Source organism: Nonomuraea sp. KM90 (genome assembly GCF_052246675.1).
Classification (GTDB): Bacteria; Actinomycetota; Actinomycetes; order Streptosporangiales; family Streptosporangiaceae; genus Nonomuraea.
Window position 1 is genome coordinate 1 of sequence record NZ_JBQQCB010000166.1, and the last position, 19,376, is coordinate 19,376.

The 19,376-nt window shown below is 72.0% G+C and carries 17 protein-coding genes; 4 read left to right on the forward strand and 13 right to left on the reverse strand.

Going from position 1 to position 19,376, the window contains the following annotated elements; genetic code table 11:
• The first annotated feature begins 332 nt into the window (after positions 1–332).
• The gene (locus tag ACTWPW_RS57425; RefSeq protein ID WP_443174033.1) at positions 333–1,334 is read left to right on the forward strand and encodes an AI-2E family transporter; all 1,002 of its coding nucleotides are present in this window, start codon (positions 333–335) and stop codon (positions 1,332–1,334) included.
• Here the strand turns inward: ACTWPW_RS57425 and ACTWPW_RS57430 are convergent.
• From ACTWPW_RS57430 to ACTWPW_RS57470, 9 genes are all read right to left on the reverse strand, one after another.
• Positions 1,311–2,699 (reverse strand): DUF6597 domain-containing transcriptional factor, encoded by a 1,389-nt coding sequence (locus tag ACTWPW_RS57430; RefSeq protein ID WP_443174034.1) that lies wholly within the window; start codon positions 2,697–2,699, stop codon positions 1,311–1,313. The two genes, ACTWPW_RS57425 and ACTWPW_RS57430, sit on opposite strands and share 24 nt — an antisense overlap.
• Positions 2,700–2,735: 36 nt before the next feature.
• Positions 2,736–3,590: a hypothetical protein gene (locus ACTWPW_RS57435; protein WP_443174035.1), complete on the reverse strand. Its 855-nt coding sequence runs from the start codon at positions 3,588–3,590 to the stop codon at positions 2,736–2,738.
• A 91-nt stretch (positions 3,591–3,681) separates the two neighbouring features.
• Positions 3,682–4,878: an ABC transporter permease gene (locus ACTWPW_RS57440; protein WP_443174036.1), complete on the reverse strand. Its 1,197-nt coding sequence runs from the start codon at positions 4,876–4,878 to the stop codon at positions 3,682–3,684.
• Positions 4,875–5,561, reverse strand: coding sequence for an ABC transporter ATP-binding protein (locus tag ACTWPW_RS57445; protein WP_443174043.1), 687 nt, complete (start codon positions 5,559–5,561; stop codon positions 4,875–4,877). The genes ACTWPW_RS57440 and ACTWPW_RS57445 overlap by 4 nt, the downstream gene beginning before the upstream one ends.
• Positions 5,561–6,652: a peptidoglycan-binding protein gene (locus ACTWPW_RS57450; RefSeq protein WP_375115118.1), complete on the reverse strand. Its 1,092-nt coding sequence runs from the start codon at positions 6,650–6,652 to the stop codon at positions 5,561–5,563. The genes ACTWPW_RS57445 and ACTWPW_RS57450 overlap by 1 nt, the downstream gene beginning before the upstream one ends.
• Positions 6,649–7,176, reverse strand: a complete 528-nt coding sequence (locus ACTWPW_RS57455) for a hypothetical protein (RefSeq protein ID WP_443174037.1) — start codon at positions 7,174–7,176, stop codon at positions 6,649–6,651. The genes ACTWPW_RS57450 and ACTWPW_RS57455 overlap by 4 nt, the downstream gene beginning before the upstream one ends.
• Positions 7,177–7,199: 23 nt before the next feature.
• Positions 7,200–8,618 (reverse strand): sensor histidine kinase, encoded by a 1,419-nt coding sequence (locus ACTWPW_RS57460; RefSeq protein WP_375115116.1) that lies wholly within the window; start codon positions 8,616–8,618, stop codon positions 7,200–7,202.
• The gene (locus ACTWPW_RS57465; RefSeq protein WP_364127102.1) at positions 8,615–9,292 is read right to left on the reverse strand and encodes a response regulator transcription factor; all 678 of its coding nucleotides are present in this window, start codon (positions 9,290–9,292) and stop codon (positions 8,615–8,617) included. Before ACTWPW_RS57465 ends, ACTWPW_RS57460 begins: the two co-directional genes overlap by 4 nt.
• Positions 9,293–9,335: 43 nt before the next feature.
• Positions 9,336–10,898 carry a vWA domain-containing protein gene (locus ACTWPW_RS57470; protein WP_443174038.1) on the reverse strand — a complete coding sequence of 521 codons (1,563 nt, stop codon included), beginning with the start codon at positions 10,896–10,898 and terminating at the stop codon, positions 9,336–9,338.
• 57 nt (positions 10,899–10,955) lie between these two features.
• On the opposite strand from ACTWPW_RS57470, the gene ACTWPW_RS57475 reads away from it, so the two are divergent.
• On the forward strand, positions 10,956–11,123 hold the full coding sequence (locus tag ACTWPW_RS57475) for a hypothetical protein (RefSeq protein WP_443174039.1): 168 nt from the start codon (positions 10,956–10,958) through the stop codon (positions 11,121–11,123).
• On the opposite strand, the gene ACTWPW_RS57480 is transcribed toward ACTWPW_RS57475, so the two are convergent.
• Complete coding sequence (locus tag ACTWPW_RS57480; RefSeq protein ID WP_375115114.1) at positions 11,118–12,179, reverse strand: AAA family ATPase; 1,062 nt, start codon at positions 12,177–12,179, stop codon at positions 11,118–11,120. The two genes, ACTWPW_RS57475 and ACTWPW_RS57480, sit on opposite strands and share 6 nt — an antisense overlap.
• Positions 12,180–12,499: 320 nt before the next feature.
• Here ACTWPW_RS57480 and erm point away from each other — a divergent pair, with 320 nt between their 5' ends.
• On the forward strand, positions 12,500–13,246 hold the full coding sequence (gene erm, locus ACTWPW_RS57485; protein WP_375115128.1) for an ErmE/ErmH/ErmO/ErmR family 23S rRNA (adenine(2058)-N(6))-methyltransferase: 747 nt from the start codon (positions 12,500–12,502) through the stop codon (positions 13,244–13,246).
• Here the strand turns inward: erm and ACTWPW_RS57490 are convergent.
• Positions 13,235–14,626 (reverse strand): hypothetical protein, encoded by a 1,392-nt coding sequence (locus ACTWPW_RS57490; protein ID WP_443174040.1) that lies wholly within the window; start codon positions 14,624–14,626, stop codon positions 13,235–13,237. The genes erm and ACTWPW_RS57490 overlap by 12 nt on opposite strands.
• Positions 14,627–14,743: 117 nt before the next feature.
• Here ACTWPW_RS57490 and ACTWPW_RS57495 point away from each other — a divergent pair, with 117 nt between their 5' ends.
• Complete coding sequence (locus ACTWPW_RS57495) at positions 14,744–16,321, forward strand: molybdopterin-dependent oxidoreductase (protein ID WP_375115112.1); 1,578 nt, start codon at positions 14,744–14,746, stop codon at positions 16,319–16,321.
• Here the strand turns inward: ACTWPW_RS57495 and ACTWPW_RS57500 are convergent.
• Both ACTWPW_RS57500 and ACTWPW_RS57505 read right to left on the reverse strand, forming a co-directional pair.
• Positions 16,314–18,101: a chitinase gene (locus ACTWPW_RS57500; RefSeq protein WP_443174041.1), complete on the reverse strand. Its 1,788-nt coding sequence runs from the start codon at positions 18,099–18,101 to the stop codon at positions 16,314–16,316. The genes ACTWPW_RS57495 and ACTWPW_RS57500 overlap by 8 nt on opposite strands.
• 53 nt (positions 18,102–18,154) lie before the next feature.
• The coding region (locus ACTWPW_RS57505; protein ID WP_443174042.1) for a fibronectin type III domain-containing protein at positions 18,155–19,376 on the reverse strand (1,222 nt) is incomplete at its 5' end.

Below are 19,376 nucleotides of genomic sequence, written 5' to 3' on the forward strand. Positions count from 1 at the left end.
TTGTGCTTCGTTCGTTGTGTCTTAATTCTTTCAGCCGTTCAAGTCCCTGTCAAATTGACCGGACCCGCTCGACCTGCAGAAATTAAGCCGCGCCCCCTTTCGGAGACAACCCCTCTAACTTACCAGCCGATCCGAGTGGACGCGCACGCCTCACCGAAGCGGTGGTGTCAGGAGGTGTCCCCGAGTGAGGCCGACGATCAACGTCTTCCTCGTGGGACTGGTGAACTCTATGTACGCCTCCCGGAACCGTCAAATCGACGGTTCGCCCTCCCCGCACGGGTAGGTACGGGGACGTGCGAGATCAATCCGTGCCCCGGGCGCTCATCATCCTGGTGGGCATCGCCGCCGGGGTGGTCGTGCTTTTCGGGATCCGCGAGGTCGCCTCCATCGCCGGCCCCGTCGTGCTGGCCCTCGTGCTCGTCATCGCCGTCTCCCCCGTACGCGGCCGGCTCCACGACTGGCGGGCCCCGATCTGGCTGCAGGTCGCCGTGCCGTTCCTCATCGTCCTGCTCGTGCTGCTCGGCATGGTCGCCATCCTGACCATCTCGGTCACGCAGCTCGCCCTGCTGCTGCCCACGTACACCGCGCAGTTCGAGCAACTGCTCACCGACGCCCAGCACTGGGCCACCACGCACGGTCTCAGCAACGAGGTGCTCAACAAGGGGCTGGAGGCGTTCGACCCGGGACGGGTGCTCGGACTGGCACAGAGTCTGCTGGGCAGTTTGATCGGCGTTCTTTCCGCGCTCTTTCTCGTTGTCGTGTTGTTGCTGGCGATGTCGCTCGACGCGCCGCGGACCGCGAAAATCCTCACCTCCGGCGAGGGCGGCCGGCCGCAACTGGTGACGGCGCTGGCCACGTTCGGGTACAAAACTCGGCGTTATCTGATTGTTTCGACCGTCTTCGGGCTGATCAACGCGATCCTCGACGTGATCGCCCTGGAGTTGCTGGACGTGCCGCTGCCGCTGCTCTGGGGCGTGCTCGCGCTCATCGCCAATTACATCCCCAACATCGGATTCGTCATCAGCCTGCTGCCGCCGGCCATGCTCGCCCTGCTGGACGGCGGGGTGCAGACAATGTTGCTCGTCATCGCCGCTTATATCGTCATCAATGTCGTCACCCAGTCGTTCATTCTGCCGAAATTCCTGGGAGACGCCGTGGGGCTCTCCACGACGATGACGTTCATCTCGCTGATCGTCTGGACTTTCGTGCTGGGGCCGCTCGGCGCGATTCTCGCCATTCCGCTGAGCCTGCTGACGCGGGCGCTGCTGATCGACAGCGATCCGAGCGCCAAGTGGGTGCAGGCACTCGTGTCAGGCAGGCTGCCGGACAGGTGAGACGAGGCGGCTCATCGACACCCCGCTCAGGCGTTTGACGTCGTTCGCGAGGTGGGCCTGGTCGGTGTAGCCGGCCATGACCGCCACCTCCGCCAGCGGCACGCCCGCGCGGGCCAGCCGGAGCGCGTGCTGGAAGCGGACGATGCGCTGGAGGGTCTTGGGCGCGTAGCCGAACGACATCACGCTGCGGCGCTGCAGTTGGCGCTCGCTGAAGCCGAGGTCCCAGGCCACTTCGGCCACCGTCCGGCCCTTGCTCAGAGCCGCGGCGATGGCTGGGGCGGCGGGATCGACGGGACTCGCGAAGCGGGCCACCGAGCCGGTCACCAAGCCGGTCGCCAAGCCGGTCGCCAAGCCGGTCGCCAAGCCGGTGGCCGAGCTGGTCGCGGGGCTGGTCGCGGGGCTGGTCGCGGGGCTGGTGACCAGGCGGCGTCTGACCGCGGCGAGCAGGGCACGGAGGCGTGCCTCGGCCTCCGCGACGCGCGGCGCGACAGAGGCGCCGACGCTCGGGTCGCCGGCGCCGCCGGCACTCGGTTCGGCAGCGAGGCGAGCGCCGGCGGCCTGCCGCTCCGCAGCGAGACGCCGCTCCACAGCGGGCGACGGCTCCGCAGAGGGGCGCCGCTCCGCAGTGAGCGACCGTTCGACGGCAAGGCGCCGCTCCACCGCGAGCGACCGCTCAACGTCGGGACGTCGTTCCGCAGCGAGCGACCGCTCAACGGCGCCCCGCTGCCCGGCAGCGGGGCGCCGGTCGCCGGCGAGGCGCAGGTCGGCCGCCAGGCGCGCTTCAGCGGCGAGGCGCAGTTCGGCGGCGAGGCGGCGGTCGGTAGCGAGGTGCAGGTCGGCGGCGTGGCGGCGGGCGGCGGTGGCGCTCGGGTCAAGGGCTGGACGCCGTTCAGAAGCGGCCTCCAGCTCGGCGGCGTGACGCAGCCCAGCGGCGGCCCGCGGCTCACCGGCGAGGCCAGAGCCGGCCGCGACGCCCGGCTCCTCCAGCCAGGCCGCGGGCAACGCCTCGGCCGCGAGCGCAGGTGACGGTAGCGGGTGATCCGTGAGCTCGGACACGAGGGCCTCCCCGCCAGGCAGGTCCGCCAGGGAAACGCGCTGGTCGCGGAGCTCCTGGAGCGGCACGCCGAGGAAGTCGCCCACCGCGCCGGGCTTGAAGCGCACCCCCGCCATCGTCTCGCCCGCCCCGATGGTCGCGGGCATGGGCCCGGTGTCGGGACCGGCCACGAACAGGCCGGACGCCCCCCAGACGAGGTCCACGCAGGCATCGGGCACCACGAGCTGGGTGAAGGCCACCTCACTGCTCCGGTGCCACCCGCAGGCGACGCGGTCGGCGAGGCCGGGCCCCGGGGGCCGTTCCTCGTACATGCCTCCAACGTACGCGACCCCGCCGACAGAACGGCGTCAGCCCGGCAGCCGCCCGTACGCGCGCAGGGTCTTGAGGCGGTGAACGGTGAGGTGGCTGCCCCATTCGTGCTCGACCAGCGGCGTCCACATCGACCAATTGGCGCTCCAACCCCCCTCGGGGGACTGCGCGGCGAGCAGCGCGTCAAGGTGCGTGTCCAGGACGTCCTGCGTGAACAGGGGCAGCCGGGACGGCTCCGACGCGAAGTCGAGCGGGAAGTGGACGTGGCCGGTCGCCTCCGGGTCGAGGGCGACCGTGGTGAGCAGGGCGTCGCGCAGCCGGGCGAACTCCGCCTCCGCGCGCTCCCGGTCCGGCACCAGCTCCAGGAACGTCACCGCCGCCTGGGCGTCGTATGCTCCGGGCTCCGTCAGGGTGGCCAGCCGCGACCAGCAGAAGTCCGTGGCGGTGGCGAGCCAGGGATGCGTGACCCCGTGCTTGTGCAGCAGCCCGGCGATGGCGGCGGTCGGTACGAGGTGACCGGGTGGGTCGTCGTCCGTCTGCCACCACGGCGCGCGCGGCGTGGTCATGACGGAGGGCAGGACCCATGGCACACCCCCGTCCGGGGTGGTGATGGAGGCGAGGTAGTCGCAGGCGGCCGGCACCATGGGCGAGTCGAACGCGTCCAGCTCGTCCAGGATCCAGAACGCCACCTCGACCGGCTCCGGCTGGCTGCCCGCGCCGCGCAGGTCGGGCTCCAGCGCGTTGCCGAACCCGCCGTCGGCGTTCTGGTAGCAGCGCAGCGCGCCGAGCACGCGCTCGCGGGAGCCGTCCCGGAACAGCGCCTCGAACCGCAGCCGGTCGATCAGCCTCCCGTGGAGTAGCAGGTACTGCTCCGCCCGATCGAGTACGTCCATCTCGGCGAGCTCCTTCCGTGAGCGGGAAACCGGTTATGGATGCGAAGCTACCCCTGGCGCCGTGCCGTCCTCTTGCAATAATCGGACGTGTTCAGGGGGCGGCCAGCGCCTCCGTGGGGGACATCCTGGCCGCGCGGACCGCCGGGTAGAAGCCGGCGACGCCGCCGATGACGAGCGTGGCGAGGACGCCGCCCAGCATGGCCCAGACCGGTACGATCGCGGGCCAGCTCTGGAAGCCCGCGTACGCGCCCGTGACGCCGATGCCGAGCAGCACGCCCCCGACCCCGCCGATCGCCGACAGCAGCAGCGACTCGGCCAGGAACTGCAGCCGGATCTGCCCGCGCGTGGCGCCCAGGGAGCGTCGCAGGCCGATCTCGGCGCGGCGCTCCAGGACCGAGATGACCATCGTGTTGGCCACGCCCACGCCGCCGACCAGCAGCGCGACACCGCCGAGGCCGAGCAGGAGGGCGTTCAGGGTGGCGTCGGTGGCCTGCTTGGCGGCCAGCACGTCGGAGGGTCTGGAGACCTCGACCTCGTTGGGCTTCTCCGGGTTGGCGGTGGCGGCGAGCACGTCGCGTACCTCGACGACGAACGCCTCCTGCGCCCTGGCGTAGATCGTGGTCGCGTACCCGTCGAAGCCGAGCCGCTCCTCCGCGACCGGCCAGCCGACGAGGGCGGCCGTGTCGACCTCGGGGGCCAGCGGCGCGGGGGCGAGCACGCCGACGACGGTGAACCACTGCCCGCCGAGCCAGACCCGCTGGTCGGGGCCGGCCTGGACGACGCCGAGCCGGTCGGCCGCCTTGGCGCCGAGGACGGTGGCGGGGTAGCGGTGGGTGGCCTCGTTCAGCCAGGCGCCGCTGACGACGCCGGCGCCGACGTCGTCGAGCAGGTCGAGGCGGGCGGCGGTGACGGAGATGCTGCCGGTCTCGGCCTCGGGGACGTGGTCGTTGCGGTAGACCTTGGCCGGCGTGGTGCCGGTCGCGGTGACCGCGGTGACGGGGGCGATCTGGTCGATCATGCCCTCCGACTCGGCGGGCAGGTGGGACGCCTCGCCGAACAGGCTCTGGCCGGGCGACACGGTGAGCAGGTTCGTGCCGAGCGCTTCGAGCTGCCGGTTGAGGTCCTCCTGGCTGGAGGCGGAGATGCCGACGACGCCGAGCATGGCGGCGATGCCGATGGCGATCCCGAGCGCCGACAGGAACACGCGCAGCGGCCGGGCGCGCAGGCCGGACCCGCCGACCCTGATCACGTCGCGGGGCCGCAGGCGAGCGGATGTGAGGGCGGTCATCTGCGTGCTCCGTCCAGGGCTCCCATGCGCGCCTCCGGCACGACCCGGCCGTCGAGCATCTCCACCTGCCGGGGCAGCGAGGCGGCGATGTCGCGGTCGTGGGTGATGACGACCACGGTGGTGCCGCCCGCGTTGAGCTCGCGCAGCAGCTCCATCACGCCGGCTCCGGAGCGGGAGTCGAGGTTGCCGGTCGGCTCGTCGGCCAGCAGCAGGCGCGGGTCGCCGACGACGGCGCGGGCGATGGCGACGCGCTGCCGCTCGCCGCCGGACAGCTCGTGCGGGCGGTGGCCGAGCCGGTGCCCGAGCCCCACCCGTTCCAGGGCGTCGTACGCCCGCAGCCGCCGCTCGCGCAGCGCCGGTCCCGCGTACAGCAGCCCGTCGGCCACGTTGTCCAGCACGGGAACGCCGGCGGCCAGGTGGAACTGCTGGAAGACGAAGCCGATGACGTTCGCCCGCAGGGTGGACAGCTGCCGGTCGGTGAGGGTGAGCACGTCATGCCCGGCGATGCGGACGGTGCCGCCGGACGGACGGTCGAGGGTGCCGATCATGTTGAGCATGGTCGACTTGCCCGAGCCGGACGGGCCCACGATGCCGACGAGCTCGCCGTGGTCGATGCCCAGCGAGACTCCGCGCAGCGCGGCGACGTCGCCGTACTCCTTGCTGACGTCGTGCAGTTCGACGATCACTTGGGCACCGCCACGGTCATGCCTTCCTGCACCCCTTCGACCTCGACCTTGCCGTCGGCGAACATGCCGGTCTCGACCGCGGCGTAGCGGGTGGCCGAGCCCTCCACGACCTGCACGCCGTAACCGCCCTCGGAGAGCGCGACCAGCGCTCCGACCGGGACGGCCAGGACGTTCTCGCGCTGCTCGGAGACGATGGTGACGTCCACCGGGGCGGCGTCGTACGACTTCTTCAGCCCGCTCACCGACACCCTGACCTCGACGGTGGTGACGGTGTCGTTGCCGCTGGTGGTCTCGGTGGCGACCTTGCCCACGCTCGTGACCTTGCCCTTGACGGTGGTGCCGTCGGGCAGCTCCACGGTGGCCTGCATACCCTTCCTGACCAGGTGCTCGTCGGCCACGTCGAGGGCGACGAGGACCTCGCGGGTGGTGCCGGTGGCGGTGAGGACCTGTCCGCTGGCCGGGTCGCCGAGCGCCTTCTTCAGCTCGGCGACCCGGATGCGGCCGTCGGCCACGACGACGTCGTCGGGCTGTACCTCGCCGGTGACGTCGAGGCCGAGGTCCTCCTGCCAGTCCTCGACCGCCTCCCTGGTGGCCCAGGTGAACTCGTCGTCCACGTCGAAGCCGGTGTAGCCGAGCTTGTCCAGGTTGCGTTCGAGCAGCTCGACGTCCTTGCCCTCGACGCCGTCCCGCAGGGTCCGGTAGAGGGGCATGGTGCCGTACAGGAGGGGGCGGCGGTCGGCGTCCGCGCTGTAGACGGCGTGGCCCCTGGTGATGGTGGAGCCTTCGGCGGGCAGCCAGGTGATCGTGCCCTGGGACTTGCCGGTGACCGCGACGGCCGACCCGTAGCCGAGGGTGCCGTCCACGGTCTTGGTCTCGGTGAGCGTCGTGCGGGTCACCTTGGCGGTGGCGGGGGGTGTCCGGCCGGCGACGGCCGTACCGGTGCCGTCGCCGCCGAAGCCGATGGCGGCGGCCGCGACGGCGGCGGCGAGCAGCGCGGCGCCGCCCGCCCAGGCCAGGACCCGGACCGGGCTGCGCCGTCGTGGGGGCAGGGCGCGGGGGGCGAGCCGGGTCTCCTCGACCTTCGTCACTTGGCCGCTCCCATCTTGGGGAACTTGTCGCGGCAGACCTCGAACGCCTTCTGGAACTTGGGGCTGTCGCGCTTGATGTCGCCCGCGGCGCCGTCACCGCCGAAGGTGCCGTCGGGGTTGGGGTCGGGCATGTTCACGCCGTTCTCCCGCATGCACTTGGCGAACTGGCGGAGCTGCTCGATGTCCTCGGGCTTGAGCTCCCCGCGGTCCTTGAACGGCGCGAGCTCGCGGCAGGCCTTGACGGCGTCCTGGACCTTGCCCTTGTCGGCCTGCTGGACGAGCGCGTTCAGGCCGCCGCCGCCGTTCGGGTCGGGATCCTCCACGGGCACGCCGTGCTCGCGCATGCACTTGGCCCACCGCCTGCCCTGCTCCTGCGGGTCGGTGGTGCCGGTGGGCGTGGCGCCGGCGGTGGGCTGGGCCGAGCCGGTGGCGATGGAGGCGACTCCGGTGCCGGCCGGCTCGCCGCCGCATCCGGCCGTCAGCGCGGCGGCCAGGAGCATGGTGGTGATGAGTGTCCGTGTCATGCCCCGAATGTGCCGAGCGCGGTTCAATGCGAGCTGGGAGCCGCCTCATAGCCAGGTAGAAGTACGCGGAAGGCGGCGCCCCGTCCCGGCCCGGTGTCCAGCTCGACCCGGCCGCCGTGGGCGCGGACGATGGCGGAGACGATGGCCAGGCCGAGCCCGGCCCCGCCGTCGGCCCTGGATCTGCCCTGGCTGACGCGGTAGAGGCGGTCGAACAGGCGCGGCACGTGCTCGGGCGGCACGCCGGGACCGGTGTCGGCCACCTCCAGGACGGCCGAGCTGCCCGACCTGCCCACCCTGACGGTGACGTCGGCGTCGGGCGGCGTGTGGCAGAGCGCGTTGCCGACGAGGTTCGCGGCCACCTGGCGCAGGCGGGCCTCGTCGCCCACGACGGAGACGGGCACGAGCCTGCCGCCGTATCCCGCCAGCCTGACCTGCCGGCCGGGCACGCGTACGCGGGCGTCGCGGATCGTGTCGGCGGCCACCTCCAGCAGGTCCACGGAGCCGCGGTCGAGCGGGCGCTCCTCGTCGAGCTGGGCGAGGGTGAGCAGGTCGTTGACGAGCACGCCCATCCTGGCGGCCTCGTCCTCGATCCTGCGCATGGCCTCGTCGGTGTCGCCGCCGCCCCTGCGGTGCAGCTCGGCGAAGCCGCGTACGGAAGTGAGCGGGGTGCGCAGCTCGTGGGAGGCGTCGGCGAGGAAGCGCCGCATGCGGGCCTCGGACTCGGTCCTGGCGGCGATCTCGGACTGGAGGCGGTCGAGCATGACGTTCATGGCCGTGGCCAGGCGGCCCGGCTCGGTGTGCGGGTCGTGGGCGTGGACGCGGCGGGCGAAGTCGCCGCGGGCGATGTGCCCGGCCGTGCTCTCCATCCTGGTCAGGGGCCGCAGCCCGAGGCGTACGACGGCGTCGGCGGCCAGGCCGAGCAGGAGCAGCACGAACGCGCTGACCGCGACGGCGATGGCGATGGCCGAGGTCTCGGTCTGCTCCACCTCGGCCAGTGACTGGGCGAACACCCACGTGCCGCCGTTGGGCAGCGCCGCGGCCCGGACCCGCCACGCGGGGCCGCTGGTGCCGGGCACGGTGTAGTTGACGCCGATCTCGATCTCGTCCTCGTCGATGACGGGGCCGGGCTGGGAGCCGTCCTTGGAGCTGCGGAACTGCAGCGTGCCGTCGGCGCCGAAGATCATGATCTGCTGGACCGCGGAGACGCGCTTGGCCAGGATCTCGCTGAGGTCGTTCGCCACGGTCGGCATCTTCGTGAGCGCCTGGAAGGTCTTCACGTTGGCGGTCTTGATGATCTGGTTGAGCTGCTTGTCCACGCGGCCCATCATGTTGTCGCGCAGCAGCGCGATGCCGACGAGGTTGGACAGCACGAGCCCGAGCGTGGCCAGCCCGAGCACGGCCATCACCAGGCGGGTGCGCAGGGTCCAGTTGGCGGGCCTCACCGCGGGATCCTCAGGGTGTAGCCGACGCCGCGCACGGTGTGGATGAGCTGCGGCTCGTACTTGTCGATCTTCTTGCGCAGGTAGTAGACGTACGACTCGACGATGCTGGAGTCGCCGTCGAAGTCGTAGCGCCAGACGCTGTCGAGGATCTGCGCCTTGCTCACCACCCGGCCGGCGTTGGCCAGCAGGTATTCGAGGAGGTTGAACTCGGTGGGCGACAGGTCCACCGGCACCCCGGCCCGGCGTACCTCGTGGGCCTGCGGGTCCAGCTCCAGGTCGGCGTAGCGCAGGACGTCGTCCTGGCGCTCGGTGCGGCTGCGGCGCAGGATGGCGCGGATGCGCAGGACGACCTCCTCCAGGCTGAACGGCTTGGCCACGTAGTCGTCGGCGCCCAGCGTGAGGCCCTGCACGCGGTCCTCGACGCGGTCTCGGGCGGTCAGGAACAGCACGGGGATGCGCTCGCCGAGCCGCCGGGCGACCTCGAACCCGTCGAAGTCCTCCAGCATCACGTCGAGCACCACGATGTCGGGCTTGAACTCCCTGGCGGCCGTCACCGCCTCCGCGCCCGTCTCCGCGGTCCTGACCTCGAAGGAAACCAGTCGCAGCGTCTGGGAGAGCAGGGCGCGGATGTTCGGCTCGTCGTCCACGACGAGCACCCTGGCCGGTCGGTCCATACCCAAAGGTCTACCCGAGCCAGTTCAATGCCAGCTCAAAGCGTCATTTCAGGTGGAACACCGGCCCGCGGGCGCGGAACGGCAGCCAGGCGCCCTGCGGGATGAGGAAGGCGTGCTCCCGGCGGATCCGCAGCACGTCGCACATGCCGTCGGTGATCAGCAGGATGGGGCCGTCGGGCGGGAAGTCGTCGGCGCGTTCGAGCAGGTGGACGCCCGGCTGGAGGATCGTGCCGCCGCGGCCGCGCACCCTGACCTTGCCGGCGATCTCCTCGACCGGGAGGTAGCCGGCGTCGTAGGCCATCGCGTCGCAGAAGACCACGCGGGCGCGGGGCACGTCGCGGGCGGAGGCGTAGGAGGCGATGGCGCCGAGGGCCTTGCCGAGCAGCCGCACGTCCATCGAGCCGGAGGTGTCCAGCACCACCCCGAACGTGGGCCTGCGCACGACCTCCTCCGGCCGCATCCAGCCGGGCCTCGGGATGCCGGGGCTGGAGGCCTGCCTGCGGGAGGCGCGGGCGTAGGAGCGCCGCTTCTCCTCGGGCTGGAAGTGCTCGTCGAACCAGCGCGCGAGCTGGGCGTCCCAGGGCAGCGGGGGCTGGTCGAGCGCGCGGATCTCCTGTTCGAGCCCGGCGGGCAGCAGCCCGCGCCCGCTCGACTGGTGGTAGGCCAGGCCGGTGCACAGGGCGTTGCGGTAGTAGTCGTCGAGGTCGACGTAGCCGCCGGCGCGGCGCGGCGGGCGGTCCAGCACGTCGCCGAGGCCGCGGCCGCGCAGCGTCGCCAGCTTCCTGACCCGCCGCAGGTCGGAGGCGATGCGGTCGTAGACCGCCTCGGCGGACAGGCCGGCGAGCGACTGGTCGAACAGCAGCCCTTCGGGCATCTCGCCGACGCCCATCTCGACCAGCCAGCCGTTGATCACGTAGTCGCAGGCGACGTTCCACAGGTACGGGTCGCGCATGCCCACCCGCTCGCCGTGCCGCAGCGCGGCGTGCAGCATCTCGTGGGCCAGCACGAAGCGCCATTCGTGCTCGGAGTGCTGGGCGAGCGGGTTGACGTAGATCTCGCCGGCCTCGGCGCTGACCGCGGCGATCGAGATGTCCCAGCCCCGGGCCAGCTCCGCGTCCGAAACGATCCTCATGCCCGCGGCCAGCGCCCCGAGCAGCGGGTACGACGACGCGAACCAGCGCAGCGCCACGTCCCACGGCCCCTTGACGTGCCCCTCGACGGGGGTGCGCGGCTCGCCCGCCCGGTCGAGCGCGGCGGTGGCCGCCTCGGCGATGCCGATCGCGAACGAGCGCTGGAAGTCGAGGAGCTCGGCCAGCTTCGCGGAGCCGATGCGGAAGTCGGGCTCACCGACCGGCTTGAACCGTTCGGGCACGCTGAGCCGGCGCCACTGCTCGGACAGCGTCACCTCGTCGTTCTCCGGCAGCTCGGCGGGCAGCGGGGCGGGGCAGCGGCCGATCTTGAGCGTGCGCAGGAACCGCTCCACCGCCACGCAGCAGGCGGCGTGGTAGGCGGGGTGCGGGCGGTCACCGTCGATGTCCTTGGGCGCGCAGGCCCGCGGGTCGGCGTGGCCGAAGCCCAGGTGGAGCAGGAGGTGGCGAAGACCCACGACCACTCCTCGGCGGGGGCACGGCGCCTGGTGTGGAAGCGGACGTAGCCGTCCTCGGTGACGATCGCCCACGTGTCGTTCGGCAGCTCGCCGTCGTCGGCCTCCTGGAGGGAGCTGGAGAACACCTCGAACAGCGGCAGCCGGATGACCGCGTTCCAGCCGTTCATGGCCTCGGCCCGCCAGGGATCGACCTTGGCCTTCTTGCGGCTCATGACCGGCTCATGACCGGGCCGCCATCAGCCGCGGCACGTCCCTGCCCACCTCCACCAGGAACCAGGTGGGCAGGACGGGCGCGCCGTCGGCGCCGTTGGCGATGACGAGCTGGGCGCATTCGAGGGAGATCTCGGCCAGCTCGACCAGCAGCGTCTTGGCCCGGAAGCCCAGGTCACGACCCCGGCCGGAGGCGCCGCGCTTGTCGGCGGGCAGCTCCTTGACCAGGCGGGCGCGGAACGCCTCGGCCAGGAAGTAGAGCAGGTCGCGCTCCTCGGGCCGCCGCGGCCAGGGGGCCTCGCCCTTCAGCACGGCCTCCAGGTCGTACGCGTGCCGCACGGTCTTGACGTAGGCGCGGAAGGCGGAGGCGTGCGCGGTGGAGAGCGTGCCGAACGCGAGCATCGCGAGGGTCTCGTCGGCCACGTCGTCGCCGTAGGAGGTGAGCACGTCCGACAGCATGTGCCAGGCCCTGGGCGAGGAGAACGGCTCCTCGGTCTTCGGCGGCGGGCTCCACAGGTGGTCGGGCCGCTGCACCAGGTAGTCGATGATCCACGGGTGGATGCCGTTGCCGGCCGCCCACTTCAGCCAGTCGTCGGAGGAGGCGCGCAGGTGGACGTGGACCAGCCGGTTGATCAGCGCGGAGGCCATCGGCCGGGCCAGCGCGTTGTCGGTGGCCCGGTTGCCCGCGCCGATCACCACGGAGCCGGCGGGCAGCTCGTACGTGCCGATCCGGCGGTCGAGGATCAGCGAGTAGAACGCCTTCTGCACCTCGGGGGCGGAGGCGTTGAGCTCGTCGAGGAACAGGCAGTAGGGCTCGGTCCTGGCGATCGACTCGGGCGGGGCGAACCGGCTGCGCCCGTTGACCAGCTCGGGCACGCCGATCAGGTCTTCGGGGGCGAGCTGGGTGCCGAGCAGCGTCACGCATTCGAGCCCCAGCGAGGCGGCGAACTCGCGGACGAGCGAGCTCTTGCCGATGCCGGGCGCGCCCCACAGGAACACGGGCCGGACCACGGCGACGTGCAGCAGCAGCTCGGGGAGCTGTGCGGGGGTGACCGTGACCGTTGCCTGCATCCGTTCAAGAGTGCTTGATCGGGTGTCGGATCCGCATCAGGTTTAATGCTTTGCCCGCCCGGACGAGCGCGACCTACAGTGGCCCGCATGTCATGCATGTTCACGTGCCAGGTTTTCATCCGCATCCGCCGCAGCCGGGCTCTGGCCCGTCAGCGGACGCGATGACCTGAGGCTGAGCGTCCGCAGGCGCGCCCAGGGCCCTTCGAGACCGATCAATCTCGAGGACCCGGAAGGGCAGTGCTGTGGCGCAGAATTTCGCGCACGGAAACTATTCACACACCCAGAAGAAGGCCAGGAACAGCGGCGGCGGCCGGACGCCCGTGGATCGGGCGCGGCGTGAGCTGTCGCAGAATTTCCTGGTCGACCGGCATGCCGTCGCACTGGTGGTCAAGGCCGCCGCTCCCGAGGGGCTCGTGCTTGAGCCCGGCGCGGGAGAGGGCGCGCTCACCCTGGCGCTGGCCGAGGCCGGCGCGACGGTCGTCGGCTACGAGATCGACCCCCGGCTGGCCGGGCGGCTGGCCTCGCGCACGCGCGACGATCCCCGCATCGACGTCGTCAGGGGCGACTTCACGGCCGCGCGGGCGCCGCGCGAGCCGTTCGCGGTCGTGGGGAACATCCCCTACTCGGTCACGTCGAAGATCGTGGACTGGTGCCTGCGGGCGCCGGCCCTGACCTCGGCGACGCTGCTCACGCAGCGGGAGTACGCCCGCAAGCGCTCCGGCGACTACGGCCGGTGGAGCCTGGTCACGGTGGAGTCGTGGCCGTGGTTCGGCTGGCGGCTGGGCGACACGATCGGCCGGGAGAGCTTCCGTCCCGTGCCGTCCGTCGACTCGGCGATCCTGCGCCTGGAGCGCCGGCCGGCGCCGCTCGTGCCCGACCGCCGCTCCTACCAGGAGCTGGTCGAGCTGGGCTTCGGCGGGGTGGGCGGGTCGGTGCGGGCGTCGCTGAAGGCCCGTTACGACGGCGTGGACGCCGCGCTGGCGGCGGCGGGCGTGGCCCGCGACACCGTCGTGGGCCACGTGCACCCGGACCAGTGGGTCACGTTGTGGGGGCGCCTATGCCGGTGACTTGACCCTGGTCGGCGCCGGCAGGCCGCCGGTGCGGGCCAGGGGCGGGGCCGTCGCGATGCGGCGGCCCCACGGCATGGCCAGCGCGAGGATCGGCAGCAGCACGATCGACGCCCGCGACCAGTACGAATGTTGCAACCACCACGTGTTGACGTCGAACTGCGTCATGTAGAGGTAGCCGTAGCCCGCCCAGAAGGAGGCGGCCAGGATGGCCGGCCAGGCGAACCGGGTGGGCCGGGCGACCAGGAACGGCATGAACCACAGCAGGTATTGGGCGCCGAGCCGGGGCGTCATGACCATGAAGACGAGCAGGATCGCCGTGGTCATGTCGATCGGGTCGGCGCGCCGCCAGTAGAGGATGACGGCGATGACGCTGACGTAGATGAGGTTGGTGCCGAACGAGGCCAGGTCGGGACGCAGGGCCCAGTCGCCGCCGGTGAACCACGGAGTCCAGCCGTATTCGCCGACGATGGGCCGGATGTCCTGGATGGTGTGGATGACCGCGGGGATCTGGTCGAGCGAGGTGCCCGCGAAGATCGGCAGCGTCACCAGGAAGAAGATCGGCACCAGCCCGGTGGTGAACAGCGCGGCCACCCGGGAGCGCAGGTTGGGCAGGAGCAGCAGCATGCCGGGGATCAGCCAGATCGGCCAGCTCTTCGCGCACAGCGCCAGGCCCATGAGCAGCCCGGTCAGCGCGCCGCGCCTGAGGTCGGCCGAGTCGCCGGGGCCGGGCAGCAGGGCCCGGTGCAGCATGCCGCCACGGCCGATCACGCGCGGGATGGAGGCGCGCACGCCGTAGGCCGCGACGCCCCTGCGGAATTTGCCCACCACGTCGGTGACCAGACCGGGCCGGTCGGGGTCGCCGGGGCCGCGCGCCACCACGAACGCGGCCACGCCGAACACCAGCGCGACGGGCTCCACCTGACCATGGACGCAGGCGATGAGCACGGCGAGCGGGTTGAGCGCGTACTGCAGGGCGCGCAGCGACGCCTTGGGGCCGCCGGCCAGCTTGGCCACCAGCGGGATGAGCACGATGTCGGCGACCACGGTCACCAGGCGCCCCGCGTATTCCCACGGGATGCCGAGCCACAGCAGGATGCCGTAGACGTAGGGGATGGTCGGCAGGAAGTGCCAGCCGCCCTCGCTGGCCAGCACGGGGTCCTCACCCCGGAGGATGGCCTCGCCCGCGGGCTTGAAGCTCTCGACGAAGTCGACGGGCTGCCACGTGTCGATCGCCGACGTGTACATGATCAGCACGCGTACGGCGACACCCACGAGGATGGCGACGATCAGAGGAGGTCGCCAATCGCGCCATTGAGCGACGAGAGCGAGCACGACACCGGCGACGAGGACGATCCCCGTGAGAACTGCGTAATCCATGGCGGCCTCTAGCCTGCCGCAACATCGAGGCGGCTGCCACCTGGGCTTCCAATTCTTATCCCCGACATGCCGACACGTATCCCGATACGACATCACCGTCTGTGTTGAACTTTTTCCATGGGGGGATCGCAGGTCAACCAGGCACTGGTCAGGCTCTACTTCGAGGTGAGAGATGGGTTGCGCGACCCGGTCGCGGCCTGGGCGAAACTCACAGGGAACTCACAGCAATATCGCCTCGCCCGGGGCGAGCGCCGGGTGCCGCTGGACGACGGGACGGCGGCGGAGCTGGCGGCGGCGGCCATCGTGCACACCGCCACCCAGCACGGGGCCGAGCGGGTGGCGGCGCTGGCCACCTCGCCGCTGGCGCGGGTGGTCGGCGGGCTCGGGGGCGCGGTGCTGACCGAGCATCCGTGCGCGCCCGAGCAGGTGCTGGGGCCCTGCTTCGCCGGTCCGGGGGCCGACGACTGGGCGCGGGCGGCGTACGTGCTGCTGTGGGGGGAGAACAACCGGCTCGTCCGCACGGCGGACACGCCCTGGGTGATCGCCGGGCGGTACAAGGGGCAGAAGGTGGTCGCGATCGGCACGCATCCGACGCGGCTGTCGGACGAGACGCTGGTGGTCCGGCCGGGCACGGACGGCGCGCTGGCCATGGCCATGGGGCACGTGCTGCTCAAGGAGTTCTTCCTGGACCGCACGCCGTTCGACGGGCATGCCATGGAGCGCACGGACCTGCCCTTCCTGGTGCGGCTGCGGCCGCGCGAGGCGGCGTACGTGCCCGGCGGGCTGGTGGACGGGGCGTGCGGGCGGCTCAGCGTGTACGGCGGGGAGTCGGTGGAGGTGCTCCTGCCGCGCTTCGACGACGGCACCGGGGTGCTGCGGCGCGGCGTGCCCGTGCTGCGCGACGGCGACGAGCTGCTGACGACCGTGTTCGACCTGCTGCTGGCCGTCTACGGGGTGGCGCGGCCCGGGCTGCCGGGGGTCTGGCCGTCGGGATACGAGGACCGGGGCGAGCCGTACACGCCCGCCTGGCAGGAGGCGTACACGGGGGTGGCCGCGTCGCGGGCGCTGAAGACGGCGCGGGAGCTGGGGGTGACCGCCGAGAAGACCGGCGGGCGGTGCGTGATCGTGCCGGGGCGGCTGGAGACCCCGCACGCCGACACCGCCTACCGGGCGATGCTGGCCCTGCTGGTGCTGACCGGGTGCGGCGGCGGGTGGGCGCAGGCGGGCGGGGCGGGGATCCCGCTGGTGCCGTACCTGTGCCTGCACGCCTGCGGCGAGGACCGTTCGGACGTGGGCGCGCTGAGCTGGGCCCTGGCGGACGGACTGTTCGCGCGCAGGTCGACGCGCTCGGTGCTGCTGGAGGCGGTGCGCGACGGCTGGCCGATGGCGCCGCCGCCGCGCGTGCTGGCCCTGCCGCGCCCGATCTACCCGCTGCCGCCCGACGTGGACCTGCTCATCGGGCCCGACGAGCACTGTGACCTGTCGCCGCCCGACCCCGACCTGGTGGCGGACGCCGTGAACCGGCTGGCCGGGGGCACCGGCCCGGCCGAGCCGGACGGCGCCCGCCAGGCCGGGCGGATGCGGCTGCTGGTGGACCACGCCTGGATGCACGAGTACGGCGAGGCGCTGCCCACCTACCGGCCGCCGGGACTGGGCCTGCCGGTCAAGCCCACCCAGCTCGTCCGGTTCAGCTGAGCCCGTTCAGGTAGGCCCGGTGGCTCCGGGAGAACTCGTGCCCGTTGTACCTGTCCCAGTTGATCGACCAGGTCATCAGGCCGCGCAGGTTCGGGTAGACCCCGCGCGGCCGGTACGTCCCGCAGTTGGTCCCCTTGGCCAGGCAGTCGAACGCCTTCTGCACCTCCGCGACGGTCGTGAACCCGTTGCCCGCGTTGGGCGAGGCGGGCAACCCGATGGCCACCTGGTCCTGGCGCAGCGGCGGGAACACGTTCCCCGCGTTGCCCATGATCGGGAAGCCGGCCAGCAGCATGTCCGTCATGGCCACGTGGAAGTCGTGCCCGCCCATCGTGTGGTACTGGTCGTCGAGGCCCTTGATCGGCCCCGAGTTGTAGTCCTGCACGTGGAGCAGGGTCAGGTCGTCGCGCATGGCGTGGATGACGGGCAGGTAGGAGGCGCTCCTGCTGTCGGCCGCGCCGTTCGGCCCCGGGCCGTAGAACTGGTAGCCGAGCTGGACGAAGAACGTCTCGGGGGCCATGGTCAGCGTGAAGCTGGCCCCGTAGCGGCTCTTGAGCGACTTGAGCGCCGAGATGAGGTTGACGACGACCGGGGTGGTGGGGGCGGCCAGGTTCGTGTCGCCGGGATCGAGGTGGAGGGAGTGGCCCTCGAAGTCGATGTCGAGGCCGTCCAGGCCGTACCGGTCGATGATCGCGGCGACCGACTCGACGAACTTGTCGCGCGCCGCCGCGGTCGTGAGCTGCACCTGGCCGTTCTGGCCGCCGATCGAGATCAGCACCTTCTTGCCCTGTGCCTGCTTGGCGCGGATGGCGGCGACGAAGTCCGCCTCGGGCTCGACGTTGGGGCACTCGGCGGCCGGGCACTGGCGGAACCGGATGTCGCCCGAGGTGACCGAGGTGGGCTCGCCGAAGGCGAGGTTGATGACGTCCCACTCGTTGGGCACCTCGCTCATCCGGACATATCCAGAGCCGTTGGCGAACGACGCGTGCAGGTAGCCCACCAGCACCCGCTTCGGCAGCCCGCCTCCCCCGCCGCCGCTCGTCGTGGTGCCGCTCGCCTCGGGGCCGTAGGCCGAGCAGTTGCCCGCGGCGTCACAGGCGCGGACCCGGAAGCGGTACGTGGTGGCCGCCGTCAGGCCGGTGGCCTGGTGACTCGTGCCCGTGACGGCCACCGGGGCGCCGCCGTCGCGCGAGACCTCGTAGCGGGTGACGCCGACGTCGTCGGTCGCGGCCGACCAGGTCAGGGCCAGCGAGGAGGAGGTGGCGCCGCCGGCGGACAGGTTGCCGGGCACGGTCGGGGCCTGGGTGTCGGGGGTGCCGCCGGGGCCGTCGAGCACCACGTCGTCGGCCAGGTAGGCGCCCTGGCCGTACCAGCCGTTGAGGTGGATCGTCACGGAGGTGGTGGCGGCGCCGGTGGTGAACGACGTCCTGAGCTGGGTCCATGACGCGCCCGGGGAGCCCCAGGTCTGCGGGTCGGTGCCGCCGGTGCCGGTCGCGCCGAGGAAGACGTAACCGCCCTGCACCCAGGCGGAGAGCTGGTAGGTCGTGCTCGGCCTGACCGTGACGACCTGCCGGCAGCGGGCGAGGTCGCTGCCCTGCGGGGTCGCCTGGAGCGCCCGCGTGCCCCCGTGCACCGGGGACGACACGGCCTGCGCCCCGGAGGGGCACGTCCAGCCGCTCAGGCCGGATTCGAAGCCGGGATTGGCCAGGAGGTTCGCGGCCGAGGCCGGGGTGGCGTGCAGGGCGATCAGCGCGGCGGCGAGCAGGACCGCTCGGATTCTCATGGGGGCGTTCCTCACTGCGGCCCGCCCTCCCGGAGGGCGGGCCGCTGGGCGGGTCAGAATCCGGCGGTGATGCGGGTGAACTCCCAGTCGGCCTGGGCGATGCCGCTGCAGTTCGAGGTCACGCCGCCGCCGGGGCAGGGGCGGTCACGGTTGACGGCCCAATAGGCCAGCCTGGTCAGCCCCCTGGAGTTCGCCCAGTCGCGGATCTGGGTCCAGGTGGCCGGCGTGGTCAGCTCCTGCTGGTCGGACAGGCCGTTCATGCCCGAGATGCCCATGTGCGCGTACGCCTGGGCGTCGGTCCAGCCGTACGCGCTCTTCAGCGCGTTCTTCAGGCCCTCGGAGGCGTTGACGGTGTCCTGGTAGATGTTGGCGCTGCCGAAGTCGAACGGCATGATCGTGAAGTTGTCGATCGGCACGGCCAGCGCCCTCGCCTGGTTGATCAGCCGGATGCCGTGGCTGTTCGGGCCGGTCCTGGAGGTGCCGAAGGTGACGACGATCTTGACGTTCGGGTTGTTCTGCTTGACGATCTTGAGCCCGTTCAGGATGCGGTCCTGGACGGTGTAGTTCTCGAACTCGTCGGTGTTCTCGATGTCGAAGTCCACGACGGCCGGGCCGACGGCGTTGATGACCTGCTGCACCGCGCCCGCGAACGCCTGCGGCGTGGCGCAGTTGGGGCCGAGCTTGTTGCCGGACCAGCCGCCGAAGGAGATCTGGACGCTGCCGCCCTTCGACTTGATCGTGTTGATCGCCTGCTGGTCGGCGCCGCCGGTCAGCGGGCGGTTGCCGTCCCAGGCCGGGGTGCAGCCGCCGCTGGACAGGATGAACGCCATCGTGAACGACCGCACGCCGGTCGCGTCCATGACCGTGCCCGGGTTCGGCGGGTTGCCCCAGCCCATGTAGAGGTAGGGGGCGCCGGGCATCTTGGTGGGGTTGCCGCAGCCGGTCGTGGTTGCGGTGGCGTCCCGGCCGGCCGACTCGCCCGCCGAGTTGTACGCCCGCACCGTGTACGTGTGCGTCGTGCACGCGCCGAGCCCCGAGATGGTGGCGCTGGTGCCGGTCACCTGGGCCCGCTGCGTCGCGCCCTCGTACACGCGGTAGCCGGTCACCGTGCCGCTGGAGGCGCCCCAGCTCAGCGCGATGCTGGAGTTCGTGACCGAGGTGGTCACCGCGCCCGGCTGGCCGGGCGCGCCGGTGCCGCCCGAGGTGGTGGCGGTGACGGAGTTGCTGACGCCGGACAGGTTCCCGGCGGCGTCGCGGGCCCGGACCGTGTAGGTG